This window comes from Halopseudomonas bauzanensis, assembly GCF_900114735.1.
In the GTDB taxonomy this organism is placed as follows: Bacteria; Pseudomonadota; Gammaproteobacteria; order Pseudomonadales; family Pseudomonadaceae; genus Halopseudomonas; species Halopseudomonas bauzanensis.
In genome coordinates this window covers 504,672-522,601 of sequence record NZ_FOUA01000001.1, presented here as the reverse complement: position 1 = coordinate 522,601, position 17,930 = coordinate 504,672, and the positions used below count along the sequence as shown (strand labels likewise).

Here is a 17,930-nt window from a genome sequence, read left to right as displayed (position 1 = left end):
GTTTGATTATGATTCAGCGCAAGAGCAATCGAAGGGGCGGGCAGCGGCTCGCCACTTCGGTATCACTCGCCTGCCTATTGCTTCCCTTGGCAGGCTGCTTCGATGATTCCTCCAGTTCCGATGACAAGCCCGTAGTCAGGACAGGTATCTTTATCGACAGCGCCGTCGCCGGGCTGGACTACGGAGGCAACACCACGCCCGCCAACCGGACCGATGATGATGGACAGTTCAACTATCGGCTCAATGAAACCATCAGTTTCGCCATTGGCGATCTGGCGCTGGGCTCTGCGGTGGGCGCAGAGACCCTTACACCTCTGAGCATCACGGCTGGCGCCACCTCCGCCGACGATCAACGGGTGCTCAACAAGTTGATTCTGTTACAGAGCATCGATGCCGACGGCGATCTCAACAATGGTATCCAGATTACCGATAGCATTCGCGAGGAGATATCGCTGAACGCCGGCGTCCTGGAATTTGACCAGACCACCGCTGATTTTCGGGCGAGTCTGGCGCTGTTGCTGGAGACCCTGGAGGAGGCGGGTGCCTTCTCTGACACTGACCCGCGCGCGCGGTCCGTAGTGACGGCCACCGATGCGCTGGAGCATTTCAACCGGGCAACCGGCGAACGGATAGTGGTGACCACCACCGGCGGCGAGCTACGCGGCTTCGCCGCCAACGAGGACACCTGGCAGTTCCTCGGTATTCCCTACGCCAAGCCGCCGCTGGGTGAGCTGCGCTGGCGACCACCGGTTGCTGCCGAACCCTGGACCGGGGTACGGGAAGCGGTGTCCTGGGCTGACCAGTCGGCTCAGGATATGGCGCTGGAATCGATCAACAAGGGCGGCATGAGCGAAGATTCGCTGTACCTCAACATCACCGCGCCCAAGGATGCTGCTGATCTGCCGGTGATGGTTTGGTTCCATGGTGGCTCCTTTGCCATCCTGTCGGCGAACTCCAGCCAGTACAACAACCCGGATGGTCTCACCAACAAGGGTGTGGTGCTGGTGACGGTCAACCACCGTCTGGGCCCGTTCGGTTATATCGCTCATCCGCTGCTGACTGCCGAAAGCGAGTACGGTGGCTCGGGCAACTATGGCCAGATGGATCTGGTGATGGCGCTGCAGTGGGTGAAGGATAATATCGCCGCCTTCGGTGGTGATCCGGGCAATGTCACTCTCTTTGGCCAGTCGGGTGGGGGCGGGAAGACCTATTCGCTGATGAACTCACCGCTGGCTACCGGCCTGTTTCACAAGGCTATCGTCCAGAGTGGCGCCTCGCCGCTGGACACGGTAAACGGGCCGGAGCACTCGCTTGCTGAGTCCGAGGCCATTGGTGCGGCGTTATTTGCCCGGACCGGGGTGAGCACGTTGGAAGAAGCGCGTGCATTACCCTGGACGGCTTTTGCCCAGGCGGATAAGGAAAACGGCATCCCGCGTCAGACCTATCGGCCCAATGCGGATTTCTATTATCAAACCAAGACCTACTACGAGAACGTGCTGGAGGGCATGCCAAGTGATGTTCCGCTGATGGCCGGCGTGACCAACGGCGATTACCCTGACCTGCGTGCTGCGCTGCCGGTCTGGCTGTCGCAGCGTTCGGCAGAGTACGAGTCGGACCAGTATGTGTACAAGTTCAGCCGCGTTCCGGATGGCTGGCGGGATATGGGCCTCAGAAGCTGCCACGGCTGTGAGCTGCCCTACCTGTTCAGTCACCCGGCGGGGATGGTGCAGAACTTTCAGCTCGGGCTGGTAACGACGGCGGAAGGGACGCGGCCGACAATCGGTGATCTGAATGGCAATGGTGTCACCGGCAGCCAGGGCGACGCGGAGGACGTATACGCATCGATGGAGTACGGCGCCGACGATGTGACCATCGAGGAGCTGATGATGACCATGTGGACCAACTTCGCCAAGACCGGCAATCCCAGTACTGAAAGTCTGGACTGGCCGGTGTATACGGAGTCCGCCGACACCTTCGTTGAAATCGGACCTGGCACCGAGGCGACAGTGGAAACTGGCCTGGCCGAGTCGGTTGATTGAGTCTGAGGTGATCGTTAGGTGATAGACAAAGGGCAGCTTCGGCTGCCCTTTGTGCTAATCCTGCGCCGATCTCAGCGCAGTGCGGCCAATGCCTGGGTTTCCAGCTCGCTTTTCAAGCCGGGCTCCAGTTTCAGCTGGCGGGCCAGCTCATCCAGGTAGGCGCGTTCCATATAGCTTTCCTCATCCACCATGATGATGCTGGCCAGGTACATCTCGGCTGCAATTTCCGGGGTGCGCGCCGACTGCGCAATATCGGACGGGTCCAATGGCTTGCGCAGTTCCTGATCGAACCATTGCTTGAGCTGCGGATCGTTGGTGAGCTTGGCTACTTCACCGTCGATCAGTTCCCGCTCGCGATCATCGATATGGCCATCGGCCTTGGCGGCGCCGATGACGGCGCGCAGGATAGCCTGGCTGTGTTGTTCCACCTCCAGGGGAGGCACACGATCCACGGTGCGCGGTGGCGTTTCGAGCACGGGAGCGCCTGGCTGGTTCTGCTTCGTCTGCCAATTGCTATAGGCCTTGTAGGCCACCACGCCCAACGCTGCCAGACCGCCGTAGGTGATCACCTTGCCACTCATCTTGCGCGCCTTCTTGCTGCCCAATAGCAGGCTGACCGCGCCGCCACCCAGCGCGCCACCGCCGATGCTGCCGAGCAAGCCGCCCAGCGGTGAATTATTGCCGGCCGCAGCGGGCTGGCTGGGTTGGCTGGACTGACCGCCATTCTGGTTCTGCAGCAGGTCCTTTCCGGCGTTGAGCAATTGATCAAGCAGACTGCGTGTGTTCATGATGACCTCTGTGGTGACTTGAGCAAGGGGTGGCTCGTTGTGGTGTTTCCATTATTCTGCAGCTAATGTTGGTACACGCTGGTGCGCCACGGTTCCCCAAGCCTATACCTCTTCAGAATCGATCAGGAGCAAAGAATCCATGTTCAATTATTTCAAACGGTGGTTGCCGGGGGTGGGGTTGGCCTTATTGGCCGCATCGGCCCAGGCATTGGAAGTGGGTGATCCGGCGCCGGACTTCGAATTGCCCGGCTCGGATGGCGAGACGCATCGATTGGCGGATTACCGCGGCAAGCAGGCGGTGGTGCTGGCCTGGTTCCCCCGAGCCTATACCTCCGGCTGCACCATCGAGTGTAAATCTCTGGCGGAGAATGGCCACCTGATCCGCGAATACAACGTTGCCTATTTCATGGCCAGCGTCGATCCTCTGAGCAAGAATAAGGGCTTTGCCGCCGAAACGGGTGCGGATTTTCCGCTGCTCAGTGACGAGGACAAGTCGGTGGCAAAGGCCTATGGCGTGCTGCACCCGCTGGGGTTCGCCAGGCGTCATACCGTCTACATCGGCAAGGACGGCCAGGTGCTGAAGATCGATACCGATGTGGAGCCGGCCACCTCCGCTGAAGATATGGCTGCGACCTTGGGTGAACTAGGGGTTGAACCGAGCCGGTCCGAGCAATAACGCGGGCTGAGTCTTATTTCAGCTCGCAGACCCAGATGGTATGGCGTGCGCCGCGGTTGCCATGGGCGAATACCTGTACTTCCTCGGCCTTGAAACCCGCTTTTGCGAGGCGGTTGGAGAACTGGCGATCGGCACTGGCGGACCAAACCGTCAGCATGCCGCGCGGTCGTAAAGCGCGAGCGCAGGCGCTCAGGCCGTCGAGGGAATACAGCCAGTTATTGGTGCTGTGGGTCAGGCCCTCCGGGCCGTTGTCCACATCCAGCATGATGGCATCAAAACTCCTGGGTTCGGCCTGGAGAATTTTCGCCACGTCTTCATTGAGAACCCGGGCGCGCGGGTCCTGCAAGGGATTTCCGGCCTTGGCGCCGAGCGGTCCCCGGTTCCACTCAATCACGCCGGGAACCAGCTCCGCTACCTGAACTTCAGCATCTGCCCCGAGGTGCTGCAGTGCCGAGGCCAGGGTAAAGCCCATGCCCAAACCCCCAATCAGTACTCGGGCGCCTGCCCGCGCCGCGATCCTCTTGCAGGGAATCGCGGCCAGCGCATCTTCCGAACCGTGCATGCGGGTATTCATCAACTGTCCGCCCTTGCCGCCTTCCAGCTTGATAACGAAATCCTCGCCGTATTCAAACAAGCACAGGGCGCCACCGTTATTGGGGATGGGGGCAGTATCCAGCAGGACGAAGCGTTTCATGGTCGGCTCTCTAGCGGTCGATATCGATGTTCTTGGTTTCCTTGCCGACAATCAATGCCAGCAGCGTAATGACCGCCATGGAAGCCAGATAGATTCCCACCAGGAAGGGGCTGCCATCACCCATTCCCCACAGCCAGACGGCAATGAACGGGGCGACAGCGGCGCCGAGGATGGACGAGACGTTGTAGGAAATCCCCGAGCCGGTATAGCGCACGTTGGTCGGGAACAACTCCGGCAGCAGGGCGCCCATGGGGCCAAAGGTCATGCCCATGAGACTGAAGCCGAGGATCAGCCAGGCCATCACTCCGACAAAGCCCATATTGAGCAGCGGCACCCACAGCAGGCTGAAGATGATGATGCCCAGCGTGACCAGGATCAGCGTCTTGCGCCGGCCCAGCTTGTCCGCCCAGGGGCCAGACAACAGCGTGAATATGCCAAAGAACACCACGCCGATGATCAACATCAACACGAAATTGTTATAGCTGTACCCCAGCCCCGACAACTGACCTGGGCCAGGTTCGATCGGCGCGCGACCGTAGCTCAGCGAGAAGGTGGTCATCAAATAGAAGAGCACATAGGTGGCGAGCATGTAGAAAGTGCCAAGGATCAGCTCGCGCCAGTTCTTGCGCACTACCTCGCCCAGCGGCAGCTTGACCACCTTGCCGGCGGAAACGGCCTTGGAGAAAGTGGTGCTTTCCACCAGGTTCAACCGGATCCACAGGCCGATGATGACCATCACCGCGGAAAACAGGAAGGGAATGCGCCAGCCCCAGTCCAGAAAGGCCTCGGAGGGCCGCGACGGGTTATCCGAGGGCAGGGCGGCTGCAACGATCAGGAACAAACCATTGGCGATGATGAAACCCAACGGCGCACCCAGCTGCGGGAAGGTGCCGAACAGGGCGCGCTTGCCAGCCGGTGCATTTTCGGTGGCCACCAAGGCAGCGCCTGACCACTCACCGCCAATGGCAAACCCCTGCGCCAGCCGGAGGATAACCAGCATCAGCGGTGCGAACCAGCCGATGGCATGGTAGGTGGGCAGCAGGCCAATCAGGAAGGTGGCAATACCCATGGTCAGCAAGGCATAGATCAGCGTCGTCTTGCGCCCGACCTTGTCGCCCAGATGACCGAAGAACACGGCGCCCAGCGGGCGGGCGATCATGGCTGCGCCGAAGATGGCAAAGGAGGCCAGCAGCGCGGTAGTCTCGTTTCCCGGCGGGAAAAACAGGTGCGGGAACACCAGCACCGCTGCCGTGGCATAGACGTAGAAATCGTAGAACTCGATGGTGGTGCCGACCAGGCTGGCGAGCATGACGCGGGAGCGGGAGTTGGCGGGTGTCTGGGTGGCGCTGGTATTGGACATGGGCAATTGATTCTTGTGGGAGATAAACCGCTACCTGTGCGGTACGGACAAAAAACAGGGAAGCTATCTTCGCCTATCCGCGGCGTCTGCGGTAGCGTTGACCGCGACAGGGGCTCATTCTTTAGTCTTGAATTGCATACATAAAAAAGCCCGGCTTGTGGCCGGGCTCCTATTCGGCAAAACGCTTATTTTTGGTAAGCGTCTACTGCCTTTACAATTTCCGCACGGGCTTCGTCAGCGTTGCCCCAGCGGTCGATCTTGACCCACTTGCCGGCTTCCAGATCTTTGTAGTTCTCGAAGAAATGCTGGATCTGCTGGATCAGCAGTTCGGGCAGGTCGGTGTATTCCTTCACGTCCTTGTACAGAACGCTCAGCTTGTCATGGGGTACGGCAACCAGCTTGGCATCGCCGCCGCCATCGTCAGTCATGTGCAGTACGCCCACCGGGCGGCAGCGGATGACCGAGCCTGGAGCAACCGGGTGTGGGGTGACTACCAGCACGTCCAGCGGGTCGCCGTCGTCAGCCAGGGTGTTCGGAATGAAACCGTAGTTGGCCGGGTAGAACATCGGGGTCGCCATGAAACGGTCGACGAACAGGGCGTTGCTGTCCTTGTCGATCTCGTACTTGATGGGCGCATGGTTGGCCGGAATTTCGATGGCGACGTAGATATCGTTGGGGATGTCTTTGCCGGCTGGGATCTGGTCGTAGCTCATGGGTTACCTGATGCGGGGCATGTTGAAATGGGAACGGTGTCCGCCATTGCCGGCGACACCAGGAAAAATATGGGCGGAGATTATAGGCGTTCGCGTCATCTTTACCAAGTGAAACCTATGGCGCACGCTGAGTCGGGTTCGCCCCGACGCGCTGAAAAGCGCGGCGGGGCTGAGCCGGTTCAGACTTTGAACGGTGCCAGCTTGCGTTCGACCGGCAGGTTCTGCAGCCGTACATAGTCAGGCAGGCCGTTCTTGAACGGCGGGATATCCTCGCCCTGGATCAGCGGCGACAGATACTGACGGCAGGCATCAGTGATGTGGAAGCCGTCATCGGTAATGAAATCGCGCGGCATGAACTTCTCGACGTTGGCCACATCCTTGAGCGGCGCTTCGATGATGTCCCAGCTGTACGGTGCGTCTTCCAGGCGACGGATCGCCGGCATGATGGCGTTCTTGCCTTCCAGGGCGACGCGTACCGCAGCCTGACCGAGGGCGTAGGCCTGGTCCACATCGACCTTGGAGGCGATGTGGCGCGCGGCGCGCTGCAGGTAGTCAGCCACGGCCCAGTGGTACTTGTAGCCAAGCTTGTCGCGTACCAGGTTGGCGATGGTCGGCGCTACGCCGCCCAATTGGGCGTGACCGAAGGCGTCGGTCAGGCCGGACTCGGAGAGGAACTTGCCGGCTTTGTTCTTGATGCCTTCGGAAACACCGATCACGCAATAGCCGTGGGTCTTCACGCACTCATCGACGCGGGCCAGGAAGGCCGCCTCATCGAACTCGATCTCGGGGAACAGCAGGATGTGCGGCGCCTCGCCTTCGGCTTCGCTGGCCAGACCGCAGGCGGCGGTGATCCAGCCCGCATGGCGGCCCATGACTTCAAGAATGAAGACCTTGGTGGAGGTGGCGGACATGGAGGCGACATCGTAGCCGGCTTCGCGGATGGATGTGGCGACGTACTTGGCGACCGAGCCAAAGCCGGGGCAGCAATCGGTGATCGGCAGGTCGTTGTCCACGGTCTTCGGCACATGAATGGCCTGGATCGGATAACCCATGGTTTCGGCCAGCTGCGATACCTTCAGGCAGGTATCGGCGGAATCACCACCACCGTTATAGAAGAAGTAACCGATATCGTGGGCCTTGAACACTTCGATCAGGCGCTCGTATTCGGCGCGGTTGGCTTCGAGGCTCTTGAGCTTGTAGCGGCAGGAGCCGAAGGCACCGGAAGGGGTATGGCGCAGCGCAGCAATGTTCTCGGCAGATTCGAGGCTGGTGTCGATCAGGTCCTCGGTGAGAGCGCCAATAATGCCATTGCGACCCGCATAGACTTTGCCGATACGGTCCGGGTGCTGACGCGCAGTTTCAATCACCCCGGCGGCCGAGGCGTTGATGACTGCGGTGACACCGCCTGATTGAGCATAAAAGGCATTCTTGACGGTCATGCTGACTCCATGATGTGTGGGCTGATGTCAGATACGACAACCGGACCAGCGGAACGGTTGCACTGACGGCAGAACAATAGTCGGGTGAAGAATGGCGCGCATAATAGCTGAATGAGCGATGCTTTGCATGGTTGGCTGTCCGGAAGACGAAAGGGGGAAGCCGTTGGGACCTACCCAGCTGCATGGTAGTATCGGCCCCTTGACGGATTGATTACAGGGTTGGCTGATGCATCTGCACATTCTTGGTATCTGCGGTACCTTCATGGGTTCGCTGGCGCTGCTGGCGCGGGACCTGGGGCACCAGGTCAGTGGTTCCGATGCCAACGTCTATCCGCCAATGAGTACCCAGCTTGAAGCCCAGGGCATTCAGTTGATGGAAGGCTATTCGCCGGAACATCTGGACCCCGCTCCGGACCTGGTGATCATCGGTAACGCCCTGTCCCGCGGTAACCCCGCGGTGGAGCATGTACTGGATAAGGGCATACCCTACGTCTCCGGGCCCGAATGGCTGGCGCGGCACGTGCTTCAGGATCGTTGGGTACTGGCCGTGGCTGGCACCCATGGCAAGACCACCACCTCCAGCCTGCTGGCCTGGCTCCTGGAAGACGCCGGCATGGCGCCGGGCTTCCTGATTGGCGGCGTGCCGCAGAACTTTGGCATCTCTGCGCGGCTGGGCGACACGCCGTTCTTCGTGGTCGAGGCCGATGAATACGACAGTGCCTTTTTCGACAAGCGCTCCAAGTTCGTCCACTACCGCCCGCGCACCGCTATTCTCAACAACCTCGAATTCGATCACGCCGACATTTTCCCGGACCTGGCGGCTATCGAACGCCAGTTCCACCACCTGATCCGCACCGTACCCGCCAGCGGCCTGATCATCTATCCGCAACAGGAACCTGCTCTGCAGCGGGTTATCGACATGGGTTGCTGGACGCCATGTCAGACCACCGGGGAGGGCGGTAACTGGCAGGCGCGCCTGCTGGCCGAGGATGGTTCGCGTTTTGAAGTCTGGCTGGACGGTGAGCTGCAGGGCGTGGCCGAGTGGAGCCAGACTGGCGCGCATAGCGTCGCCAACGCGCTGACCGCCTTGGCCGCAGCGCGGCATGTCGGCGTCACGCCGCAGCAGGGCATCGCCGCACTGGCCGGCTTCGCCAGCCCCAAGCGGCGGATGGAAAAACTCATCGAAATCAACGATATCATCCTGTACGACGATTTTGCCCATCATCCCACTGCGATTGCCACGACCCTGGCTGGGCTGCGTGCGCAGATCGGTGAGCAGCAACTTATCGCGGTAATCGAGCCACGCTCCAACACCATGCGTCTGGGCAGTCACATGGCTGCCTTGCCGGCCAGTGTGCGGGGCGCCAGCGAAGTGATCTGGTATCAGCCGGCTGGGCTGGACTGGTCGCTGGATTCGGTCGTCGAGCAAAGCCCGGTACCGGCCCAGGTGGCAACGGATATTGATGCCATTATCGATCAGGTGGTAACCAGGGCTGCGCCGGGCACTCGTATTGTCATCATGAGCAATGGCGGCTTCGGTGGTATCCACCAGAAGATGAAGCGCGCACTGGAGATCAGACATGGCTGAGCGGCGCGTTACCCTGGCGGTGACCGGCGCGTCCGGCGCGCAATATGCCCTGCGGTTATTGGAATGCCTGGTGCAGGCCGAGGTGCAGGTGTTGTTCCTGATCTCCCAGGCCGCGCAACTGGTGGTCGTCACCGAGACCGAGCTGCAACTGCCGCCCAAGCCCCAGGCGTTGGAGCAGTTTCTTACCGAGCGTTATCAGGCCAAGCCGGGGCAGATCCGCGTTTACGGCAAGCAGGATTGGATGTCGCCTGTCGCCTCCGGCTCCGGCGCCCCCTCGGCCATGGTCGTCTGTCCGTGCAGCACCGGCACCCTGTCGGCGATCGCGACCGGCGCCAGCAACAACCTGATCGAACGTGCCGCTGACGTTGCCCTCAAGGAGCGCCGGCAGCTGATTCTGGTCCCCCGCGAAAGTCCATATTCGACCATCCACCTGGAAAACATGCTCACGCTGAGCCGCATGGGTGCGGTGATCCTTCCAGCCAGCCCTGGCTTCTACCACCAGCCACAGTCCATCGATGATCTGGTCGATTTTGTGGTGGCGCGGATACTCAGCCAGCTGGGTATCGAGCAGACATTGCTCAAGCGTTGGGGAGAGTAGCGCGGGAAAGAAAATCAGACGTTATTCTTCTCGTGGAGTAAAAACTCTAATTCTGCTTGGTGGCAGGGAAGTTATGGGCTAGACTCCTTCCCAAGACGAGGCGGGACTGCTTGCATTGCGGTCCTTTTCAGAGCCTCCCCTGCATTGGTCACGATGCCGAAATAATAACAAGAGTCTTGATGAGCCATGATCAGAAGACGTCTGTGGCTGCTGGCACCTTTTATTCTATTTGGTCCTGCGGAGTTAGCCCCGGCTCTCGATGGGGTACCGTCTGCCGCCTTGCCAGCAACTCAGGAATGGGTGGATGAAGCCAGTTGCCAGAGTTGCCATGCCGAGGAGACTACCGACTGGCTGAATTCTCATCATCAATTGGCCATGCAACCGGCCACTGAAGACACCGTGCTGGGCAACTTCGACCAGCAATCCTTGACCAGCGATGTTGAAACCAGCCGCTTTTTCCGCCGTGACGGTGGTTTCTGGATAAATACCCCAGGTGCTGATGGCAAACCAGCTGACTATCAGGTGGCCTATACCTTTGGCTTGGAGCCGTTACAGCAGTATCTCCTGCAACTGACCGACGGCAGCCTGCAGTCCCATGGCGCTGCCTGGGATGTGCCAGAGCAGAGTTGGTTTCATCTGTACGACGGCGAGGCCGTGGATCATCAGCACCGGTTGCACTGGAGTGGGGCGCAGCAGAACGCCGACTTCATGTGTGTGGAATGCCACACCACCGGTTTTCAGCGCGATTACGACCCGGTAGCCAATACCTATTCCAGCCAGTGGCAGGCGTTGGGCGTGGGGTGCCAGAGTTGCCATGGTCCGGCTTCGGGCCACCTGCAATGGGCGGAAAGTGAAAATAAAGCTGCGACTGGGAAGGGCTTCGAGGCGAACTTGATGGGCACCGTCAGCGAGCCTGAAACCTGCGCCCGCTGCCATAGTCGCCGCATGCCGCTGGATAATGGCTACAGCCATGGCAACCAACTGCTGGATGATTACCTGCCGGTGATCCTCAGCGCCGACCTCTATGAGGTTGACGGCAAGATCCGGGATGAAGTGTTCGAGTACGGCTCCTTTCAGCAAAGCCGTATGCACGCTGCTGGGGTAGTCTGCTCGGATTGCCACAACCCCCATAGCGCCGAGTTGCGGGCGCCGGCCAATGCCGTCTGCACCCAGTGCCATAACCCGACCGGCAAGGCAACGAGGGCCGGAATCGACGCCAGCGGATTGCAGGCAAAGAACTATGATCATCCTTCCCATCACCACCACGCTGTCGGGTCGCAGGGTAGCCAGTGCGTCAGTTGTCATATGCCCGGCAAGCTGTACATGACCAATGACCTGCGCCATGACCACAGCTTCACCTCGCCAAATCCGCAACAGGCGCGCCAGTTGGAACATTCCGACGCCTGCCTCGGCTGCCATCAGCAAGCCGAAGATCAGATCGTCGCAGCCTTTGGCCAGTGGTACGCCGATGCCCAACCCCGAGATGGCGGTTACGCCCGGGACCTCCATGTGGTCCGGCAAGGGGGGAAGGGCGCCGCGCAGGCGTTGACGCGGCAACTGGAGCGCACCGATCTGGCGGATATCCGCCGTGCCACCCTGCTCAGCGAGCTGCCCAACTATCCATCAGCCGCTGCCCAGCGTGCCGTAGTCGAAGCGTTGAGTTCATCCTCCCCGCAGGTACGTCACACCGCCGCTGGGCTGCTCGGCTCGTTGGTCACGCCAAACCAGCAGATCAGCTTGTTGACCAGCCTGCTGGATGACCCGGTGCGGGCGGTCCGGTTGGAGGCCGCCTGGCAGTTATTGCAATTGGCTGCCGAATCCAACGTCGAACCGCAGGTGTTGCGGCAACTGATCAGCGAATACGAGCAGAGCCAGCGCAGCATGCTCGAACGGGCCGAATCTCAGTTCAATCTGGCTGGCGTCTATCAACTGACCGGGCGCCTGGCGGAGGTTGAGCCAGCGCTGCAGCAGGCGCTGCGCCAGGATCCGACCTTCCATCCCGCACGGATCATGCTGGCGCAATGGCACGAGCAAGCCGCCGGCGACCCCGCAGCCGGGATGAGCCTGCTGCGTGAAGGCACCGAACAGTATCCCCAGGACCCCTCTCTGCAGCATGCCTACGGTTTGGCGCTGGTGCGCCAGAGCGAATATGGGCAAGCGTTGCGGGCCCTGCAACGTGCCCATGAACTGGCACCGGAGCAGGCCGAGTACGGCTATGTATTGGCCGTCGCCCTGCATGGCAATGGCCAGGTAGACGCCGCGCTGGAGCTGTTGCGCAGCCAGGTGCAGGCGCAGCCGACCAATCGCAGAGCCCGGCAAGCCTTGATCAGTTATCTGCGTTCCGCAGGTAATCAAGTGGAGGCAGACTCGCTGTTGACGGAGCTGGCTGCACAAAACCCCGGTGACCCGCTGCTGTGACAGTCGGGCCTCTGACCGATAAAAAAAGCAAGAGAGGGATATGCCATGCAGTTCAAACTTTTACGTCAAGGTGCGTTGCTGGTTGCTTCGATGTCGCTGGCGTCCTGTTGGCTCGACAGTGACAGCAGCTCTTCATCATCCAATGATCCACCGGCAGCCGATCAGCCGCCGAATATCCTGTTCGTCATCATGGATGACGTCGGTATCGACCAGATGGAATCCTTCGGCTATGGCGGTAACAAGCCGCCAGCGGTGCCGTCCATCGACGCCATTGCCGACAGCGGCATACGTTTCCGTAATGCCTGGGCCATGCCTGAATGCTCACCGAGCCGGTCGACCTTCATGACTGGCCTCTATCCGATGCGCACCGATGTGCTGCAGGCCATCGGGCCAAGTGATCTATCCAACTCCCATGTCTCACCCTGGGACATGACCATTGCCAAAGTACTGGCCACCGCCGGTTATGAGAGTGGCATGTTCGGCAAGTTTCATTTGGGCGGTCCGGAGAACAACCCGGCCGAGAACAGTGCACCTGCCGCCCTGGGCTGGGAATACTTCTATGGGTGGGGTGGACTGCCGGGTTCGATCGATACCACTGCCGGTGGTGTCGGTGACGAAGGCGATTACTCCTGCGGCTTCGTACCCGGTGAAGACGATCCGGGTGGTGCTTACGGGGGAGCCTGCTTCGTGCCCAATCCGGGTGGCAGTGCCAGCTGCAGCGACATCGCCGGTGTCAACAGCTTCGGTGAGCCGGCCGGTTTGCAGTGCCTGACTCAAGGCGGGGTGCTGGTGCCGGATGCTACCTGTCAGGATGGGCAGCCAAGCTATGTGAAGTTCGATCAGGAAAACGGCCACTATGTCTCCCCGCTGCTGATCAACTGGGATGGCGAGGTGGAGGAGGTTAGTCTGGCTGATCCTCGTTCCAGAGGCTATCGTGCAACTATCGAGGTCGATTCGGCTATCGACTGGATCAACACACGCAGTGACGATACCCCATGGATGGCCACTGTGAGTTTCAGCTCGGCGCATACTCCGCTGCAGCATGCTCCCGCCGCTCTGGTGCCCTCCGGTGCTACGCAGATTCTGAGGGCCGACTGTACGGCTGATGCACCACTCAATCAGAAGAACATCACCGACACGATGATTGAATCGCTGGACACCGAGCTGGGACGCCTGCTGGTGGAAACCGGTATCGCCACCCGAGCCAATGACGGCAGCCTGAACTATGACCCGCAAGCTACTGACGTCATGGTGGTTGTGGTTGGCGACAACGGCTCCTTTCCGCTTACAGTCAAGGAAGGCTTCGACCCGCAGCGCGCCAAGGGTACCGCGTACCAGACCGGTGTGTGGGTGCCGCTGGTGGTGTCCGGGCCCATGGTCGAGCAACCCAGCCGCAACGTGGAGCACATGGTTAACGCCGTTGACCTGTTCCAGTTGTTTGCGGACGTAGCAGGGGTAGATCTAGCCGAGGTAGCCCCCCAGGGCAATGATGCCGAAGAAATGTTCTCCTACCTGAGCAACCCGAGCCAAGGCAGTGTGCGCGAGCTCAACTTTGCCCATGGCGGGCTGAATATCCAGGCCAATGATGGTGTGAACGGGCCCTGCGTGTTCAACGGCGCGCTCTGCTCCCACACACCCACCACCAAATCCGTTTGCGGAGACAACGGCGGGGTCTGGTGGGGGGCGGAGGCTGACGTTGGAGTGGATGGTGTTCTCAAGGAGGTGGAACACTGCTGGCAGGTCAACCAGGCAATCCATGAAGACAGCCCTGCCGACTATGAGCAGAACAAGATCGATATGGCAGCCACCGAGTACATGGCCATGCGCAATGATGAGTTCAAGCTGGTGCGCAACCTGGGGCTGGACTACGATCCCCTCACGGATGGTAGCAAGAGGATAGCAACCGAGGAGTTCTACCGTATCGACCAGGCGGCGCCGCAAGCCACTCTGGATGTCGACGGAACAGATCTCCTGGAAGGTTCGCTAACGGCCATCGAGCGGGAAAACTTCGAAGAGCTGGAATACCAACTCGATCTGTTGCTGAGCTCGCACAAAGCCTGTCCGGGCGATGGCAATGGTGATGGTGTGGTCGATCAGACTGATATCGACAACTATCAGCAGCTCAATGCGGAGTGGGGCAAGTCCAGCATGTACGACTTCAACCATGACGGCCTGACCGATGGGCAGGATCTGGCCATCATCCAGGCCAATCTGGGCGATTGCCCGTAGTAACAAGGCGATAACCGGTGCCCCGGTGTGATTCGATCGGGGGCCGGGAGGCAAAGCTGTCCAAGCAGGGCAGGGCGAAAGGCTCTGCCCTGCTTGTTGCAGCATGCTCAGTCTGGCTACTTTGGTCAGACTCTGGCATCGTCACTCATCCCTTTTCATCAAGGAGAACAGGCGATGGCCAATATCGTCATTACCGGTGCCAACCGTGGTATCGGACTCGCTCTGGTCAGAAACTATGTGGCCCGCGGCGACCGCGTCTACGCACTCTGCCGCGATCCGGACCAGGCAACCGAGCTCAAGCAGATCGCCAGTAGCGCTGCCGGCAAACTGACGTTGCATCCGGTTGATATGGCCGACGGCCAATCGATCGACAACATCACCCAGGCCCTGGGCAATACTGCTGTCGATGTTTTGCTGAACGTCGCCGGCATTATCGGCGGCCGAACCGACAGTTTGACGCAGGCCCCGTTCACTGATGAGGATTTTGCCGCCTGGCGCGAGGCGTTTGAAGTCATGACCATCGGCCCATTTCGACTGGTACAAGCGCTGCTGCCCAACCTCATCGCGGCCAAGGGCAAGGCACTGACCGTCAGCAGCCAGATCGCTGCCTCCACCTGGCCCTACGGCGGGATGTATGTCTACGGTGCCACCAAGGCTGCGGTCAATCGGCTGATGTTGAGCCTGGCCATCGACCTCAAGGACAAGGGCGTCAGCATCGCCACGGTGCATCCCGGCTACGTTCAGACCGACATGGGCGGCCCCAACGCCGACATCACACCCCAGGAAAGCGCCAGTGGCATCCAGTCCGTAGCGGATAACCTGATACTGGAGAGCAGCGGCAGCTTCTTCAAATGGAATGGCGAACTGCATCCCTGGTAAGGCAAGCATAGATCGCCCTTATCGAGCCCCGACCTTGGGCTTCTCCTGGGAGGGACGAGCATCAGCTCGTCCACATCTCTCAGGACCCAACCCACCCAAACCCTTGCTAGACTCTCTCCCATAGCACCAGCACCCCTTGTCCTACAGCCAGGAGTTCTTCATGTCGCGTAACATCCTCGTCCTTGGCGCCGGTATGGTCGGCGTTTCCGTTGCCTGGCACCTCGCGCGCCGCGGCCATCGCGTGACGCTGGTCGACCGCCGCGAGCCAGGCCGCGAAACCTCCTTCGGCAACGCCGGCATTATCCAGCGCGAAGCCGTGCGCCCCTACGCTTTCCCACGGGATCTCGGCACCCTGTTGCGCGTACTGCCCAACCGCGAAGTGGACATCCGCTACCGCCCCACCGGCATGGTCAGCGCCGCCGTCCCCTTGTTGCAGTACTGGCACAACTCCGGAGGGGCGCGCTACGACCGCATCGTCAAGGAATGGGCCTCGCTGATCATGCGTTGCCAGGATGCCCACGCCCCCATGATCGAAGCTGCCGGCGCTGAAGACCTGATCCGCAAGGGCGGCTGGTTGGAGCTGTACCGCACCCAGAGCGCATTGGATGAGCGCGTGGCAAAGGCCCGCGAAGACCGCGAGCGCTTCGGCGTGGAATACGAAGTGCTTTCAGCCGAACAGCTCCAGGCAGCGGAACCCTACCTGGCCAGGGAACTGGTCGGCGCCATCCATTGGACCCAACCGTGGATGGTGTCGGACCCGGGCGCCCTGGTACAAGCCTATGCGCGCAACTTCGAAGAGCAGGGCGGTCGCCTGTTGCAGGCCAGTGTCGAGGGCATAACCCGGGAAGGCAATGGCTGGCACGTGACCACCAGTGAAGGCGCACTCGAAGCCGATCAGGTGGTGGTCGCCCTCGGCCCCTGGTCCAGCGATGTGCTGATGCAACTGGGCATTCGCGTCCCGCTGTTCGTCAAGCGCGGCTATCACATGCATTACTCGACAGAGCAGGGCGCCACGCTCAATCACTGGGTGATGGACGCCGAACGCGGTTTCCTGCTCGAACCCATGCGCGCCGGCATTCGCCTGACCACCGGCGCAGAACTCGCCGACCTCAACGCCCCACCCAAATACAAACAACTCGCCGCCGCCGAACGCGCCGCCCGCAACCTCTTTCCGCTTGGTAAACGCCGCGACGCCGAGCCCTGGAAAGGCGCCCGTCCATGCATGCCGGACATGAAACCCGTCATTGGCCCGGCACCGGGCAAAGACGGCCTGTGGCTGGCCTTCGGGCATGGTCACCAGGGCTTTACCCTGGGGCCGGCGACTGGCGAATTGCTGGCGCAGATGATGGATGGGGAAACGCCGGCGATTGATATGACGCCGTTTGCGGTGGACCGGTTCTGACGTGTCTGCCCTTATGTAAGTGCTCGGGCCACGCTGTTGTCGTCCTGAAGACGACGCCACTGGTCCGGGGATACTCCATTCCAGCGCTTGAAGGCCCGTGAAAAACTGGCGGCCTCGGCATATCCCAGTTGTTGCGCGATGCTTTCCAGCCCCAGCATGCTGTCACGCAGCAGCCGTTCCGCCAGATTGCGTTTGACCCGATCGTGCAATATGCGGAACGGCTGTTTCTCATCCGCCAACCGGCGATGCAGGGTGCGCTCTGACATGCCCAGGCGGGCGGCTATCTCGTCGGCACGGCATGGTTTGCCGGAATGACTCATCAATTGTTGCAGTACCCGCCGTGCCAGCGTGCCCTGTATATCAGCCAGCCCGTCGCAGAGACGCTCGCATAGCAGCGCGCAGCTGCGCTGGGTCTGGGTGTTGGCAAGAGGCAGCGGGCTGTCCAGATCCTGCCGGGCGATCAGCATGCCGTCATGGGATTGCGCGAGCGCAATGGGACAGCTGAAATAATCGCGGTAACGATCGGCCAGCGCCGGCCCCGACCCAGACAGGGATATCCGCAAAGGCATGAAGGGGCGCTGCAGCAATTCGCCGAATAGCCGCAGCCAGGCCGTCAGCCCACGCCCGACCACCAGGTCGCGAGCATCCTCGGGCAGCACGCTGCTATCCAGAGACATCCACACTCCCTCTTCGCAGAGCGAAAGCGTGACCGGGCAGATCGCCAGCGACAATGAGCGAAAACGGCTGCTGATCCGGATTGCTTCCCAGAGATTGGGGCTGGACAACATGGCATAGCCCAGCAGCCCCAGGCAGGTCAGGTGATAGCAATCCCCCATCTGCATCCCGAGGCCGGGATCTGGCCGGAGCGCTACCAGATTGCGAATGGCAGCCAACTCCTGCCACAGCTGGTATCCACTGCCTTCAGCCAATCGTTGCTGCTGCAAACCGGTATTTGCCAGGCAGGCATCGGCGGATATACCAGCGGTTGCTGCTACCTGTAACAGGTAGCGGATATTGGTGTTGTCGCGTTGCTGTCGCCAATCCATATGATGCTCCCGGCAGGATGGCAGTAAAAGTCATGGGATGGCAGTAATTATCATGGTTTGC

General features: G+C 60.6%; 14 protein-coding genes. 8 read left to right on the top strand and 6 right to left on the bottom strand.

What is annotated here, in order from left to right:
- Positions 1 to 8 precede the first annotated feature (8 nt).
- Complete coding sequence (locus tag BM267_RS02470) at positions 9 to 2,039, top strand: carboxylesterase/lipase family protein (protein ID WP_074778058.1); 2,031 nt, start codon at positions 9 to 11, stop codon at positions 2,037 to 2,039.
- Positions 2,040 to 2,110: 71 nt separating this feature from the next.
- Here BM267_RS02470 and BM267_RS02465 read toward each other — a convergent pair whose 3' ends face one another.
- The gene (locus BM267_RS02465; RefSeq protein ID WP_036988744.1) at positions 2,111 to 2,827 is read right to left on the bottom strand and encodes a tellurite resistance TerB family protein; all 717 of its coding nucleotides are present in this window, start codon (positions 2,825 to 2,827) and stop codon (positions 2,111 to 2,113) included.
- 139 nt (positions 2,828 to 2,966) lie between these two features.
- Between BM267_RS02465 and BM267_RS02460 the strand changes: the two genes are divergently transcribed.
- Positions 2,967 to 3,503: a peroxiredoxin gene (locus BM267_RS02460; RefSeq protein ID WP_036988745.1), complete on the top strand. Its 537-nt coding sequence runs from the start codon at positions 2,967 to 2,969 to the stop codon at positions 3,501 to 3,503.
- A 13-nt stretch (positions 3,504 to 3,516) separates the two neighbouring features.
- Here BM267_RS02460 and BM267_RS02455 read toward each other — a convergent pair whose 3' ends face one another.
- From BM267_RS02455 to BM267_RS02440, 4 genes are all read right to left on the bottom strand, one after another.
- Entirely contained in the window at positions 3,517 to 4,197 is a 681-nt protein-coding gene (locus tag BM267_RS02455; protein ID WP_074778060.1) for a spermidine synthase, read from the bottom strand.
- Between the two features lie 10 nt (positions 4,198 to 4,207).
- Positions 4,208 to 5,557, bottom strand: a complete 1,350-nt coding sequence (locus BM267_RS02450) for an MFS transporter (protein WP_036988748.1) — start codon at positions 5,555 to 5,557, stop codon at positions 4,208 to 4,210.
- Between the two features lie 185 nt (positions 5,558 to 5,742).
- A complete protein-coding gene (ppa, locus tag BM267_RS02445) occupies positions 5,743 to 6,270 on the bottom strand; it encodes an inorganic diphosphatase (protein WP_036988749.1) in 528 nt (175 codons plus the stop codon).
- Between the two features lie 179 nt (positions 6,271 to 6,449).
- Positions 6,450 to 7,709, bottom strand: coding sequence for a 6-phosphofructokinase (locus tag BM267_RS02440; protein ID WP_036988750.1), 1,260 nt, complete (start codon positions 7,707 to 7,709; stop codon positions 6,450 to 6,452).
- 226 nt (positions 7,710 to 7,935) lie between these two features.
- Between BM267_RS02440 and mpl the strand changes: the two genes are divergently transcribed.
- The 6 genes from mpl to BM267_RS02410 all read left to right on the top strand — a co-directional run bounded on the left by mpl (position 7,936) and on the right by BM267_RS02410 (position 16,823).
- Positions 7,936 to 9,297 (top strand): UDP-N-acetylmuramate:L-alanyl-gamma-D-glutamyl-meso-diaminopimelate ligase, encoded by a 1,362-nt coding sequence (gene mpl, locus BM267_RS02435; RefSeq protein WP_074778062.1) that lies wholly within the window; start codon positions 7,936 to 7,938, stop codon positions 9,295 to 9,297.
- Entirely contained in the window at positions 9,290 to 9,895 is a 606-nt protein-coding gene (locus BM267_RS02430; protein ID WP_074778064.1) for a flavin prenyltransferase UbiX, read from the top strand. Before mpl ends, BM267_RS02430 begins: the two co-directional genes overlap by 8 nt.
- A gap of 186 nt (positions 9,896 to 10,081) precedes the next feature.
- The gene (locus BM267_RS02425; protein WP_083392383.1) at positions 10,082 to 12,313 is read left to right on the top strand and encodes a tetratricopeptide repeat protein; all 2,232 of its coding nucleotides are present in this window, start codon (positions 10,082 to 10,084) and stop codon (positions 12,311 to 12,313) included.
- 45 nt (positions 12,314 to 12,358) lie between these two features.
- Entirely contained in the window at positions 12,359 to 14,542 is a 2,184-nt protein-coding gene (locus BM267_RS02420) for a sulfatase-like hydrolase/transferase (protein WP_074778066.1), read from the top strand.
- 174 nt (positions 14,543 to 14,716) lie between these two features.
- Entirely contained in the window at positions 14,717 to 15,421 is a 705-nt protein-coding gene (locus BM267_RS02415) for an SDR family oxidoreductase (protein WP_074778068.1), read from the top strand.
- Between the two features lie 160 nt (positions 15,422 to 15,581).
- A complete protein-coding gene (locus BM267_RS02410) occupies positions 15,582 to 16,823 on the top strand; it encodes an NAD(P)/FAD-dependent oxidoreductase (RefSeq protein WP_074778070.1) in 1,242 nt (413 codons plus the stop codon).
- An 11-nt stretch (positions 16,824 to 16,834) separates the two neighbouring features.
- On the opposite strand, the gene BM267_RS02405 is transcribed toward BM267_RS02410, so the two are convergent.
- The gene (locus BM267_RS02405) at positions 16,835 to 17,869 is read right to left on the bottom strand and encodes an AraC family transcriptional regulator (RefSeq protein WP_074778072.1); all 1,035 of its coding nucleotides are present in this window, start codon (positions 17,867 to 17,869) and stop codon (positions 16,835 to 16,837) included.
- Positions 17,870 to 17,930: the final 61 nt, after the last annotated feature.

Coding starts and splice junctions, on each gene's coding strand:
- BM267_RS02470 (WP_074778058.1), top strand. CDS start 9: ATGATTCAGCGCAAGAGCAATCGAAGGGGCGGGCAGCGGCTCGCCACT.
- BM267_RS02465 (WP_036988744.1), bottom strand. CDS start 2,827: ATGAACACACGCAGTCTGCTTGATCAATTGCTCAACGCCGGAAAGGAC.
- BM267_RS02460 (WP_036988745.1), top strand. CDS start 2,967: ATGTTCAATTATTTCAAACGGTGGTTGCCGGGGGTGGGGTTGGCCTTA.
- BM267_RS02455 (WP_074778060.1), bottom strand. CDS start 4,197: ATGAAACGCTTCGTCCTGCTGGATACTGCCCCCATCCCCAATAACGGT.
- BM267_RS02450 (WP_036988748.1), bottom strand. CDS start 5,557: ATGTCCAATACCAGCGCCACCCAGACACCCGCCAACTCCCGCTCCCGC.
- ppa (WP_036988749.1), bottom strand. CDS start 6,270: ATGAGCTACGACCAGATCCCAGCCGGCAAAGACATCCCCAACGATATC.
- BM267_RS02440 (WP_036988750.1), bottom strand. CDS start 7,709: ATGACCGTCAAGAATGCCTTTTATGCTCAATCAGGCGGTGTCACCGCA.
- mpl (WP_074778062.1), top strand. CDS start 7,936: ATGCATCTGCACATTCTTGGTATCTGCGGTACCTTCATGGGTTCGCTG.
- BM267_RS02430 (WP_074778064.1), top strand. CDS start 9,290: ATGGCTGAGCGGCGCGTTACCCTGGCGGTGACCGGCGCGTCCGGCGCG.
- BM267_RS02425 (WP_083392383.1), top strand. CDS start 10,082: ATGATCAGAAGACGTCTGTGGCTGCTGGCACCTTTTATTCTATTTGGT.
- BM267_RS02420 (WP_074778066.1), top strand. CDS start 12,359: ATGCAGTTCAAACTTTTACGTCAAGGTGCGTTGCTGGTTGCTTCGATG.
- BM267_RS02415 (WP_074778068.1), top strand. CDS start 14,717: ATGGCCAATATCGTCATTACCGGTGCCAACCGTGGTATCGGACTCGCT.
- BM267_RS02410 (WP_074778070.1), top strand. CDS start 15,582: ATGTCGCGTAACATCCTCGTCCTTGGCGCCGGTATGGTCGGCGTTTCC.
- BM267_RS02405 (WP_074778072.1), bottom strand. CDS start 17,869: ATGGATTGGCGACAGCAACGCGACAACACCAATATCCGCTACCTGTTA.